General features: G+C 45.7%; 15 protein-coding genes. All 15 read left to right on the forward strand.

What is annotated here, in order from left to right; translation table 11 throughout:
* Window positions 1–7 precede the first annotated feature (7 nt).
* The 15 genes from IGI86_RS00655 (at window position 8) to fliS (ending at window position 12,647) form a co-directional block, all read left to right on the forward strand.
* Window positions 8–2,059 (forward strand): chemotaxis protein CheA, encoded by a 2,052-nt coding sequence (locus tag IGI86_RS00655; RefSeq protein WP_086372514.1) that lies wholly within the window; start codon window positions 8–10, stop codon window positions 2,057–2,059.
* The gene (locus tag IGI86_RS00660) at window positions 2,056–2,643 is read left to right on the forward strand and encodes a chemotaxis protein CheC (protein ID WP_430617644.1); all 588 of its coding nucleotides are present in this window, start codon (window positions 2,056–2,058) and stop codon (window positions 2,641–2,643) included. The genes IGI86_RS00655 and IGI86_RS00660 overlap by 4 nt, the downstream gene beginning before the upstream one ends.
* 14 nt (window positions 2,644–2,657) lie before the next feature.
* Entirely contained in the window at window positions 2,658–3,020 is a 363-nt protein-coding gene (locus IGI86_RS00665; protein WP_003129084.1) for a response regulator, read from the forward strand.
* A 19-nt stretch (window positions 3,021–3,039) separates the two neighbouring features.
* Complete coding sequence (locus IGI86_RS00670) at window positions 3,040–3,429, forward strand: chemotaxis protein CheW (protein ID WP_430617645.1); 390 nt, start codon at window positions 3,040–3,042, stop codon at window positions 3,427–3,429.
* 17 nt (window positions 3,430–3,446) lie between these two features.
* Complete coding sequence (fliM, locus tag IGI86_RS00675; protein WP_008376586.1) at window positions 3,447–4,457, forward strand: flagellar motor switch protein FliM; 1,011 nt, start codon at window positions 3,447–3,449, stop codon at window positions 4,455–4,457.
* On the forward strand, window positions 4,454–5,512 hold the full coding sequence (fliY, locus tag IGI86_RS00680; protein ID WP_081116145.1) for a flagellar motor switch phosphatase FliY: 1,059 nt from the start codon (window positions 4,454–4,456) through the stop codon (window positions 5,510–5,512). The genes fliM and fliY overlap by 4 nt, the downstream gene beginning before the upstream one ends.
* A 95-nt stretch (window positions 5,513–5,607) precedes the next feature.
* Window positions 5,608–5,883 carry a flagellar biosynthesis anti-sigma factor FlgM gene (gene flgM / locus IGI86_RS00685; RefSeq protein ID WP_005232754.1) on the forward strand — a complete coding sequence of 92 codons (276 nt, stop codon included), beginning with the start codon at window positions 5,608–5,610 and terminating at the stop codon, window positions 5,881–5,883.
* The gene (locus IGI86_RS00690; protein ID WP_207490432.1) at window positions 5,884–6,240 is read left to right on the forward strand and encodes a hypothetical protein; all 357 of its coding nucleotides are present in this window, start codon (window positions 5,884–5,886) and stop codon (window positions 6,238–6,240) included.
* 11 nt (window positions 6,241–6,251) lie between these two features.
* Window positions 6,252–7,775, forward strand: a complete 1,524-nt coding sequence (gene flgK / locus IGI86_RS00695) for a flagellar hook-associated protein FlgK (protein ID WP_008376579.1) — start codon at window positions 6,252–6,254, stop codon at window positions 7,773–7,775.
* A 3-nt stretch (window positions 7,776–7,778) separates the two neighbouring features.
* A complete protein-coding gene (gene flgL / locus IGI86_RS00700) occupies window positions 7,779–8,699 on the forward strand; it encodes a flagellar hook-associated protein FlgL (RefSeq protein WP_430617646.1) in 921 nt (306 codons plus the stop codon).
* A 137-nt stretch (window positions 8,700–8,836) separates the two neighbouring features.
* Complete coding sequence (locus IGI86_RS00705) at window positions 8,837–9,919, forward strand: flagellin (RefSeq protein WP_008376575.1); 1,083 nt, start codon at window positions 8,837–8,839, stop codon at window positions 9,917–9,919.
* A gap of 102 nt (window positions 9,920–10,021) precedes the next feature.
* Window positions 10,022–10,435, forward strand: a complete 414-nt coding sequence (locus tag IGI86_RS00710; RefSeq protein ID WP_016611599.1) for a flagellar protein FlaG — start codon at window positions 10,022–10,024, stop codon at window positions 10,433–10,435.
* Between the two features lie 4 nt (window positions 10,436–10,439).
* Window positions 10,440–11,861, forward strand: a complete 1,422-nt coding sequence (gene fliD / locus IGI86_RS00715; protein ID WP_016611598.1) for a flagellar filament capping protein FliD — start codon at window positions 10,440–10,442, stop codon at window positions 11,859–11,861.
* Window positions 11,862–11,935: 74 nt separating this feature from the next.
* Window positions 11,936–12,265: a hypothetical protein gene (locus IGI86_RS00720; protein ID WP_081117664.1), complete on the forward strand. Its 330-nt coding sequence runs from the start codon at window positions 11,936–11,938 to the stop codon at window positions 12,263–12,265.
* Window positions 12,266–12,278: 13 nt separating this feature from the next.
* Window positions 12,279–12,647, forward strand: a complete 369-nt coding sequence (gene fliS / locus IGI86_RS00725; RefSeq protein WP_008376567.1) for a flagellar export chaperone FliS — start codon at window positions 12,279–12,281, stop codon at window positions 12,645–12,647.
* The last annotated feature ends 13 nt before the right edge of the window (window positions 12,648–12,660 follow it).

Raw genomic sequence — 12,660 nt, forward strand, 5'->3', positions numbered from 1 at the left:
GACCCATTTGGATGACAATAGTGTCTATCGTACCCTTTTCTTTGAAGAAACAGACGATCATTTAGCACAGTTGAATGATCATGTCTTGCAATTGGAAAACGATCCAAAAGATAGCGCCTTGCTGAATGATATTTTCCGTTCTGCCCATACCCTTAAAGGGATGGCGGCAACGATGGGCTATGACGTCATGACGCAGCTGACCCATAAAATGGAAAATATTTTTGAGTTATTTAAAACAGGGACCTTGCAAGTGACCCAGCAATCGATCTCATTGATTTTCAAATGTCTGGATCGCCTGTCAGAACTTGTGGAGGACTTGCGGGAAGAACGCGACCTGCAGCCAGCTCAAATTGCCGATTTATTGGCCGAACTTGACCAAACGGAACATTCTGGCGGTATATCAACCGAGACAGAAGCAAACCAAAAACCCACCGCAGTGGGCGCGTTAACCCCACAGCTTCAACAGATCGATCCTTCTGATCTGTATGTGATCGAGCAAGCGGCTGGAGATGGCTATCAAGCGGTCCAAATTGCTGTTCGCTTAGATGCCCAATCCATGTTAAAAGGTGCTCGTGCCTTCTTGATCATGGAAAAGCTTGGCCAAGCAGGGGATGTTCTCTATACAGAACCAGATGCCCAAACACTCGAAGAAGGCACCTTTGAATCAGATTTTTCACTGCTGTATTTGACGCAGCAAACACTGGCTGATGTCGAGCAAAACATCGCCAGCAATAGTGAGATCGAAGCCTTCGTGGTGGCACCGTTTGATCCTTCAGCTGCTGTGTTGGAGGAGGCAGAAGAGCTGCTTCAACCAGTGCCGACCCCAGAGTCAGAGACTTCTGCTCTTCAGCAAGCGACAACAGAAACGAAAGAAAAATCGCCGGCGCCCGCGCATCATGCGTCCGCCCAAAATCAATCGATCCGAGTCGACTTGAATCGCTTAGATTCATTCTTGGATCTCGTGTCCGAATTGGTGGTCTATCGCAATCAATTAGAAGATGTCAGTGAGCGGGAAAACATCGAAGCAGTCAAAGACCCCTTAGAGCAAGTTTCACGATTGACCTCTGAGCTGCAAGATTTGGTCTTACGGATCCGCATGCAGCAAGTCAATGTCGTCTTTAGTCGCTTTCCGCGAATGGTTCGGGACTTATCCAATGAACTGCAAAAGGAAATGGAACTTGTCATTTTTGGGGAAGAAACGGAATTGGATAAAACAGTGGTTTCTGAGTTGAGTGAACCTCTGGTCCATCTATTGCGTAATTCTGTCGATCACGGCATCGAAGCACCCGATGTTCGGGAAAAACTGGGCAAACCGCGCAAGGGCACGATTCGCTTGGCGGCCTACCAAGAAGGCAATCGCGTGATCATTACTTTAGAGGATGATGGCAAAGGCCTTGATCCGCAAGTAATCAAAGCAAGTGCTGAAAAGAAAGGCTTAGCAACGGAAGGTCTTTCCGATGAAGCGTTGCAGCAGCTGATTTTCCATCCTGGTTTTTCAACGGCGCAAGAAGTGACTAACATTTCTGGGCGCGGTGTCGGGATGGATGCCGTGCAATCGAAGATCACCCAACTAGGGGGCACGATCGAAATGAAGAGCCAGCCAAATAAAGGCACGCAGTTTGTGATCAAATTGCCATTGACTCTGTCGATCATTCAAGCGTTGATGGTTCGCGTCGGAGCAGAAACCTTTGCGATTCCACTAAATCTCGTCGAACGCGTGGTGATGGTCAAAGAAGAAGAGATCATCCAGACGGTCTCGGATGAGGTCTATCGTTTTCAAGAGGAGTTGATTCCCTTGGTTCGGACCGATCAACTCTTAGCGATCGAAGGCGATCCATCTGAGAAAAAATTCGCCATCATCGTCAACAATGACCAGCAATTTCACGGCATTTTGGCAGATGAGCTGATCGGCCAGCAAGAAATCGTCATCAAGAAAATCGATCCGCTGCTGCAAAAGCTGAATCGCTATCAAGGGGCAACGATTATGGGCAACGGCTCGATCGCATTGATCCTAGACATTCATGCCATCTGTCAGGAAAAAAAGGATGACCGCCTATGAGTTATACAGCGCTGCAAATCGATGGCCTAAAAGAACTGATCAATATCGGCGGTGGTCACGCTGCGACTAGTTTAGCAAAGCTCGTCCAACAACCGATCGATATGCGGGTACCGGAAGTCGAGATTCTAGCGTATGAGGACCTGTATCAGCAGATCATGGCGGAAGACAAAGAAGTTCATGTGGTGATGAGCCAGATCGAAGGGGCGTTTCGAGGGATCTTCTTGTTTGTCTTAACGGATGAATCCGCCGCAAAATTGCGTCAGTTGATGATCCAAGAAATCGATCCGTCTGAAGAATTGGAGCAATCGGTCATCAACGAGTTGACTAACATTCTTACCAATTCTTTTTTGATCGCGATCGGCCAACTATTGGAAACTCAGCTGAGTGCGTCTTTACCAAGCGCCAGCTATGATTTCTTTGGCGCAGCGATCAGCTCCATCTATCTGGCGATGGCCCAGTACGATGAGCAGGTGATGGTGATTCGTAATGAGTTCGTCTACGCCAAAGAAACATTAGAGGCATCGTTATTTTTGATTCCAGAAATCGGTGTACTAGAAAACATATTTGATTCATTAGGAATTTGAAAGGGGCAAATACAATGTCAAAAAAAGTATTGATCGTGGATGATGCGGTATTTATGCGCATGAAATTAAAGGATATTTTAGAAAAAAACGGCTATGAAGTCGTGGGGGAAGCCCAAAATGGCCAAGAGGCTTTTGAAAAATACCAAGCAACGACACCAGACTTAGTGACTATGGATATCACGATGCCAGAAGTGGACGGCTTAGAGGCATTAAAAATGATCCGCACGTTTGATGCGCAGGCCAAAGTCGTAATGTGCAGTGCCATGGGACAACAAGGAATGGTGATGGATGCGATTCGCGCCGGTGCGGTGGACTTTATCGTGAAGCCCTTTGACACGGACCGCGTAATCACTGCCATCGACAAAGCCTTTGCCTAATGCCTAGGAGGATAGCGACATGCAGATGATTCTTTTCAAAATGGCTCAGCAGGACTATTTGATCTCGGCGGACTCGGTGGACGAGGTCATTGATGCCCCTTCCTTTACGAAGGTGCCCTTAGCACCAGAGTGGGTGGAAGGGTTGATCAATCTGCGGGGGTCTGTCGTAACGGTGATTCGTTTGGCAAAATTGATTCCCATCATGGAACCAGCCTACGAAAAAAACATATTGATCATGAAGAAGCAAGAGGAGACCAAAGGGGTCCTTGTAGAAGAAGTAATTGAAGTTCTTGATATCACCGAAGACGATATCCAACTAAGCAATCAAGAGACAGAACATGCCGTTGGGGTCGTGACGATCGGTGAAAAAGTAGCCAGTGTGATTCAAATCGATCACATGATTTTTTAAAAAAATGGGGGATTAGTGTGGATCAGGTATTGACGCAGCAAGAGATTGATTTATTGTTGAATGCGATGAGCAGCGGAGAGATCGATCAAGAAATTATTGAGATAGAAGACAAACAAGCCAAAGTGAAAGCCTACGATTTTCGCCGACCAACAAAGCTGTCGAAAGAATACGTCAATACCCTGCACATGATCTTCGAGGATTTCTCGAAGATGAGCAGCAGCATGCTTTCTACCCAACTGCGGACCAATGTTTCTTTGCAGTTGGCAGCTATCGAACAAGTCAGTTATGACGAATTTATCCATTCGATACCAAAATTTACTTTGTTGGGGCTCTTTCATTCGCAGCCTTTGAGCGGGATCCAAATGATCGAGATGAACCCACAACTGTGTATGATGTTGGTGGAGTTGTTGTGCGGCGGCTTGGATGTTTATCAAAACAAGCCGATCGAAATGGATTTTAGCGAGAAAAAAAGTTTTACTGATATTGAAACAGCGATCTTGGAAGAAGTAGTAGCACAATTTGTACGGGTCTACCAAAATGTTTGGAAGGACATCGTTGCCTTGGATTCGGTTTTGGATGGAATCGATACGAATCCGCAATTGATGCAAAACATGTCGCCCAACGAACCCGTCGTATTAGTGACCTTTACTATCAAAATTTTTGAAGTGAAACATTTCATCAATCTATGTATCCCGTATGTCTTCTTTGAAGGGATCATTGATAAATTAAGTTTCCGCAATTGGTTTGATAGCAATCAGCCAGTCAACCAAGACGATAGCCGCGAGTTGCAAAAAAGTTTGAATGGGGTCGGATTGAATCTAGAAGTTCTGTTGGGCCATGCTCAAATGAGTCTTTCTGAGTTTCTCCACTTAGAAGAAGGCGATGTCATCAAACTAGACAAAAAAATTACTGAACCATTAGAGACCTTCATCGATGGAAAACCTTACTTCCGAGCAAAACCTGGGAAGCAAGAGGACCATTTAGCCATTGAATTATTAGACAAGTTAGAAGAGGAGCAAGAACTATGAGTGAACGTTTATCCCAAGCAGAAATCGATGCATTGTTGAATCAAAGTGCCCCAACCCAGCCGCAAGGATTAGAAGAGCAAGTCAAAGTCGACATTATCGGCGAAGTTGGCAATATCTCCATGTCGCAAGCGGCGACGACGTTGTCTTCCATTCTTGATCGTCGGGTCAGCATCACGACTCCCCGGGTGTCTAAAATCAAATTTGGTGAGATCTTAAACGACCTCGTTGCACCAAAAGTAGCAACGACAGTTGAATTTAAAGAAGGCCTTTTAGGCAGTAATTTGATGCTGTTAGAAGTCAAAGATGCCATCGTGATCGCTGATTTGATGATGGGGGGAACCGGTGAAACCAGCAACACCCAATTCACGGAATTAGAGCTAAGTGCTGTGGCAGAAGCCATGAACCAAATGATTGGGACTGCCTCGACTTCGATGGCGACGATGATCAGCCGTAAAGTGGACATCTTACCGCCGATCGTCAAACTATGGGAGACACCAGAAAACATTGAGTATAGCGGGATCGAGGCAGAGGAAGAGATTTATTGTATCTCATTTTCTTTGCGCGTCGAAGGTCTGATCGAAAGCAAAATCATGCAGATCTTTACGGATCCGGTGGTTAACGATATCGCCAGTGCGATGCTGTCCGATGAAGCGACTGTCGTTACTCGAGAAACACCAACACCGCAGCCAACGGCACCCGTTGCTGCGCCTACGCCAGAACCAGCGGCTGCATCAAAGCCCGTGGAAGTCAGCAAACCTGCGTTTCAAACATTAGCCTCCAGCGGTGTGAGCGATGGGGATAATTTGGACTTGATTCTTGATGTGCCATTGGATCTAAGTGTCGTGTTAGGCCGCAGCAAAAAAACTATTAAGGACATTTTATCTTTCAATACGGGGTCCGTCATCGAGCTGGAAAAACTGACGGATGAACCGCTAGAGATTTTGTTGAACGGCAAACTGATCGCCACTGGGGAAGTCGTGGTCATCAATGAAAACTTTGGTGTGCGGATCACCAACATTCTTTCGCAAAAACAACGCATCCACAATTTGCATTAATTTGAAGAAATCGCAAAAAGTTAAACATATGGGTTTAACTTTTTTGTGATTTGACCGATAGTAGAGGGTAGAAGAATGAGAACGGAGGAGAACCTATGAAAATCGAAAGAGGTTACGCAGAATACAGCGACAAGGCCATCAAACGTGAAGCGGTCAAACAAGAAAAGCCAACTGCTGCTCAGACAGAAAAAACCGTCGATGTTCAATTGTCCGAAACAGCTCAAGCCATTCAAAAGAGTGCCAATCAAACAGCCAGTCGCAGTGAACGAGTGGCAGAATTGAAACGAGCGATCAAAGAAGGCACCTACCAAGTATCTGCCGAAACGATCGCCGATAAAATGCTGCAACAAGATGAAAAGCAGGTCGACTAGATGACAGAACGGGAATTTGAGCGTCAGCTACAGCAGTTCTTGCGGTTGCTGCAAAAAGAAAAGACCTGCTTGATCAAAAATCAAGCAGAAAAATTACCAGAACTCGTCGAGAAAAAAACCGCCTTCGTACCCGTTTTTTCCACGTATGAAGGAACTCTTTCAGGGGCGATCAAAGAACTCATCCGCCAGATCCAAGTGCAGCAAGCCGAGAATCTCCTGCTGACGGAACAAGCCATTAGTTTCCAAACCGTTTTGATGGATGCAGTCAAAGAAAATATCAAGACACCGGCAAATACGTATTCGAAATACCAAAAAAAACAAGCTGCCTCAACAGCGATCATCGATCAAAAAATGTAAGGAGTACTTCTATGACAGGACTATTTGGTTCATTAGGCACCGCAACCCGGGGCATGACCGCCAATCAAGCAGCGTTGCAAACCAGCAGCCATAACATTGCAAATACCAATACAGACGGCTACTCAAGACAACGAGTCAACTTGCAAGCCGAAGCGTCTTACCATCTAGCGGGTGTCGGCAGCATCGGTATGGGTGTGAAAGTCGGCAGTGTCGAACGGATCGTCGATGATTTTGTCATTGGACAAGTACGCAATGCCAATTCTACCTATACATATTATGAACAAAAAGCAGACATATTAGGACAGCTGGAAAGTTTAATGAATGAGCCTTCTGACAACGGACTGTCCAAACAGCTGGCAACGATGTTTGATTCTTGGACCGCATTAGCCAACAATCCTGAACTGGATACGTCTAAGACCCTTGTGCTGGAAAACAGCAGTACATTTGCCGATACCATCAACCAAATGGGCAAACAAATGACGCAGCTGCAAAGCGACACGCTGGATACCATCGAAAAATCCGCGCTGGACTTCAATGAGAAGGTCAAGCAGCTGCAATCCTTGAATGAACAGATCTATGGGTTGACGACGAGTGGTGAGACACCCAATGATCTTTTAGATCGTCGAGACAGTCTGTTGAAAGATCTCTCGGGTCTAGCAGGGATCGAAACCAAGACCGATCAGTATGGCCGTGGGTTTGTATCCATGAGCGGACAGACGATCTTAAGTGCGGAGGAACGCAATACCCTTAGTGTGGTGGTGGGACAAAGCGAGACAGGCGCCTTGGTTTCCAAAGACGGCAACGCCTTGAATCCTGCCGAAACCATCACAGGGTCTTATCCAGCTGGAACCGTCTTGTTGACGAAAACCACCGACAATGGCGACACCGCCTATACAGAATTGCCGATCAAAGAAGGGGCGATCGGTGGCCTGCAAGCATCATCTAGTGAAATCGGCAGCCGCTTGACGGAATTGAACAACTTTACGACGACGATCGCGCAAGCCATGAACATGGTCTTTACCGGCGGCGCTTCTCGTACAAGCGGACTATTTGAGATCGGCCAAGATGATACCGGCACAGCGACGACGATTCGGGTCAGCCAAGCACTGTTAGATAACCCAAGTCTGGTGACCGGCGGAACGAGCAATGCAGCAGGAGATGGTTCAAGAGCTGCTGCAATGGCGAAACTCAGCAGTGCCAAATTGGATTTCCCGTTGTCAGAAAAGACGATCGCTTCTTTTGATTCTGAGACATTGACGTTTGCTAATGCAGCATCCGGCATGAGTGTCAGCAGTTATTTTAACAGCATCGTCACCAAAAACGGGATCTCAAAACAGCAAGCCGACAATACGGTCAGTGCCCAATTGTCGCTGCTGAATCAACTAGAATACAAAAATCAATCAGTGTCCGGTGTTTCATTAAATGAAGAAATGTCAGATGTGATTCGTTTCCAACAAGGATTTCAGGCCAATGCCCGCATATTATCGGTCGTTTCTGAAATGTTAGACACATTGATCAATCGAACAGGAGTGTAGAACATGCGTATTTCCAATTCAATCACCTACAATGATTTTTTACGAAATCTAGGAACCAACGCCTCCAAAGTCCAATCCACGTTGAATCAGCTATCGAGCTTGAAAGAAGTCAGCAAGTCCTCGGATAATCCACTGCTGGTTTCAAAAATCATGGATCTCAATGTGTCGTTAAATCAAAACAAAACCTACAATAATACGATCAAAGACAGTATTTATTGGACAAAAGCCCAAGATTCTGCTTTAGAAAGCGTCAGTACCTCGATGCTGCGGATTCGCTCATTGGTTCAATCTTCTGCCAATGCGACAGCCGGCAGTGAGGAATTAGGCGCAAATCGTTCAGAGATCGAGCAAGAGATCGAAGGTATCGTTGAATCATTAAATACCAACTTTGATGGCCGCTATTTATTTAGCGGAACGAATACGACGACGGCGCCTTTTGAGATCGTCAAAGAAAATGACGCCATCGTCGGTATCAAATACAATGGCACCAGTGAAGACTTGCCCCGAGAAATCGCAAACGGGGTCTCGGTGGATCTGTTAGCCAGCGGTGATCGACTGATGAACGAGACGGGCACCGCTACGGATCCCCAAAATTTAAGCACCTACTTCAATGATTTATTGTCTGCGTTGCGCAGTGATGATAAAGATGCCTTAGGGGGCGAGCTTTTAACCGCTCATGACCAGCATGCCACCAATGTAGTGAATGTACGGGCGCAGATCGGCACCCTCTACAATCGCTTGGAGGCGGCAGCTGATCGAAATGAGACGGAAAAGCTGAACTTGACCGAAACACTGTCCAACAAACAAGACGTCGATATTGCGGAAAAGTATATGGAATATCAAAATCAAATGACTGCCTACCGCTCAACATTAGCAATGGGAACAAAGATCATGCAGATGTCCATTCTAGATTATTTAAATTAACCCAAAAAACTTTTGTTCTTTGACGGGAGCAAAAGTTTTTTATTTTTTTTAGAAAAAAGGCTTAACCCTGAACGGTTTCTTCCGATAAATAGTAGCAGAGGGAAACCTTAGCGAATAAAAATTAGGAGGAACTACACATGAGAATCAATACAAACGTTTCAGCATTGAATACTTACTCACGCCTAACGGCAGCAAATGCTTCTAAAAGCAATTCTTTGTCTAAATTATCTTCAGGCTTACGCATCAACAAAGCTGGGGACGACGCAGCTGGCTTAGCAATTTCTGAAAAAATGAAAGGCCAAATCGGCGGTTTGTCACAAGCAAAAAGCAATGCACAAGATGGTATCTCATTGATCCAAACAGCAGAAGGTGCATTAAATGAAACCCACAGCATCTTAGGCCGTATGCGTGACCTTGCGGTTCAAAGTTCAAACGGTACGTTAAGTGATGACGACCGCAGTGCGATCAACAAAGAATACACTGCATTGTCTGATGAAATCGACCGTATCAGCAATACCACTGAATTCAATACAAAAAGCTTGTTAACTGGTGAAGGCGATGATGCGAAATCATTCACTTTCCAAATCGGTGCCAACGCAAACCAAACAATGGGCGTTTCAATCAACAACATGAGCTCATCTGCCTTGAAAGTAAAAGGCTTAGATTTAACACAAGCCATTGACACAAGCGATGCCAAAGCTGTTGCTGCAGCAAAAGATAAAGCAGTAGCGACTGCCTTCAAAGCAGATGCTACAACAAAATATGCAGCGGACGGCACAGTTGATGCGGCAGCTGGTAAAACAGTTGCTGAATTACAAACAGCCATCGACACAGCTGCGGATGATACAGCAAAAGCAACAGCTCAAAAAACATACGATGATGCTTTAGCAACATTTACCGCTTCTGATGAAGGCAAAGCAGCAGCGGCAACTGTCAGCGTTGAAAACAACCCAATCACGAAAATCGATGAAGCGATCAAAGCAGTTTCTGCACAACGTGCGGATCTTGGTGCGGCGCAAAACCGTCTAGAACACACAATCAACAACTTAGGTACAACACAAGAAAACCTATCTGAAGCAAACTCACGTATCCGTGACGTTGATATGGCCCAAGAAATGATGAGCTTTACGAAGAGCAACATCCTTTCTCAAGCAGCAACTTCAATGTTGGCACAAGCAAACTCAATGCCTAACAGCGTATTGAGCTTGTTACAAGGATAATTTTTGATCAAGTGAACCACTGACACAAGGACTGCCTAGGGGAAGCGCAGTTCTTGTGTTTTACATAGCAGCACAAAAACGCTTAGAAATGAGGAAGCTCTGATGGATATTCAGCCAATGTCAGGAATACACCCGATCGAAGCCGTTGCGTCGGTCGCTAAAGCACGTCCGATCGAATCCCTAGATCCAGAGACCGCCAACCTTCAGCCGCAACACCAAGAGGGGAAAATGGCGGAGAAAAAGGAACGGACAGTGGTCACTGAACCGCCGATCCACTATTTTTCAGTAGCCGATCAGCACAAGATCGCAGCCTCCGTGGAGGAAGTGAATCAGCGACTACTTGGCAAAGATATGAAATTGGCTTATGAAGTACATGAGCGCACAGGGCGTACGATGGTGCGTTTAGTGGATATGCAGACCAACGAAGTGATCAAAGAGATCCCACCAGCCAACATGCTAGATGTGATTGGAAAAATATGGGATGACATGGGCATTGCGGTCGATCGAAAGGGATGAAACTATGGCAAGTGTAACCAGCAGTTCAGGAATCAGTACAACGCTAGGGAGTTATTCTGGCGTGACTTCAGAAGATATTGAAAAATTATTGGCGGCAGATGCGATCAATAAGACCCGTGCTGAGAATAAAATCACGTCGCTTAAAGCACAAAAAACGGCATGGAGTGATATCAGCACTCGCTTGACTAACTTTTTGTCAAAAGTCGATGCGTTACAAAAAGATGATGCTTATCAAACAAAAAAAGCGACGACCACCAATAGTAGTATCGCTTCAATTGCAGGAACAACGGAAGCCCCAGAAGGCACCTATGATCTAAAAGTCAACCAACTAGCAACAGCCACGAAGGTGACGGGGAGTCAAGTAGCTCAAAGCAGCAAAACGGCCCTAAATGTCAGTGGTCAGCTCTCATTGACCAGTTCGGAAGTCGATGAAGATGGCAAACCGATCACCGCTTCGATCGAGATCACTGCCGAAGACAGCTTAAAAGATGTGGCAGCTAAGATCAATGGCCAAAGCAAGACGACCTTCGTTGCAGCGAGCATCGTGGATAACCGTTTGATTTTAACGAATACGAAAATGGGCGACAAAAACTTCTTGATCGACGGCAATGCCGCCGAAGGATTAGGGATCGGTTCAACTGCGGCTACGACGCAAGGCCAACCGGCTATTTTTGAACTAGACGGCATGGAGATCACCCGCGACAGCAATAGTGTGACGGATGTTATCGATGGTGTCACTCTGACGTTAGCGAAAAAAAGCGAGGAGCATGTGACGCTTTCTTTAGCCAATGATACTTCGAAAGTCGTTGATGCAGTACAAGGATTAGTGGATCAATACAATAGCTTGATGAGTTTTATCGGCGATAATTTGACCGTGGGAGATCCTAGTAGTGAAAACAACAAGACGGGGACCTTGGTGGGAGACAGTGCGTTGACCCGTCTACAGACTCAATTGCGAAATTTGATCACCATTCCAGCCGTCAGCGGATCAAAGCTGACTGCTAATAAGCTAGGCATCTCCACCGTCGATAATGATGGTACATTGGGACTGGATACGACCAAGTTAAAAGAAGCCCTAGCGGAAGATCCCGCTGCTGTGAAGTCCTTCTTTTATGCAAGTACGAAAACCAAAGAAGCCGATGGCACTGCGAGTACGAAAGAGACCGGCTATACATTAGCGCTAAAAGAATTAGCCAACAGCTATGTCGTCAATACTTCAGCCAATAAAGGGATCATTGCCACCAAATCTGCGACCTATGACAGTACCATCAAGGATTTGAACAAACAGATTACACGGTTTGATGATATTTTAGCAATGAAAAAAGAGCGTTACATCACAATGTTTACCAAATTAGACTCCGTGATGATGGAGGCTGAAAATCAGCTGAGTTACCTAAGCAATCAGTTTGCCAATACGTCAAACTAGGCAGGATAGCCGATTAAAGCAGTCACTTTTTCATTCGCATAAGAAACCCTCGTCAACAAGAAAGGAAATAACCTATGGAGCCACACGTATCATTAGATGAACGTTTGAATCAGATTTTAACTGGTTTTGCCCAATGGCGCGGCGACAGCGAAGAAGCCAGTCGTTTGATGGCAGCCAATGCAGCGGTCATAGCAGCCATGCAAGCAGAAGAACAGAGCCATAGTCCACAAACCAGTGCATTGGCGCAACAAGTGATCCAAGCGTATCAAGCGTTCCTAGACCAGGTCAAAGCCCAGCAGCAAGAGATCAAACAAGAATTGGGGCGTTTGAACCGCAAAAACAATCTTGTCAAAACGTATTTGCAGCAAGAAGACAGTGCCGCCTTCGTCGAATTTGATTTATAGTGAGGAAAAAAAGATGAATTATCAAAAAATGCAAAACAACTATCTGCAGAACCAAGTAATGAGTGCCTCCCCCAACAAACTGATTGAAATGCTGTTGCAAGCAGCCATCAAAAACATCAAATTAGCAGTGATCGCATTGGAAAAAGAAGAGTTGAGCCAAGCCCATCAGCAATTTGTCAAGGCGCAGAATATTTTATTGGAATTACGGGTCTCTTTAGACCGTGAGCAAGGCGGCGCTATTGCTGAAGATCTCGATCAGCTGTATGGCTATATGTACGATCAGCTAGTCAGTGCCAATGTCCAAAAAGAGGCAGCCCCTGCAGAAACGGTCGTCCCGCTTTTAAGCGAACTACTGGAAAGCTGGCAAACGATCACCCAATAAATTTGAGAAAAAG

The organism is Enterococcus sp. AZ188 (assembly GCF_050544075.1).
Classification (GTDB): Bacteria; Bacillota; Bacilli; order Lactobacillales; family Enterococcaceae; genus Enterococcus_D; species Enterococcus_D entomosocium.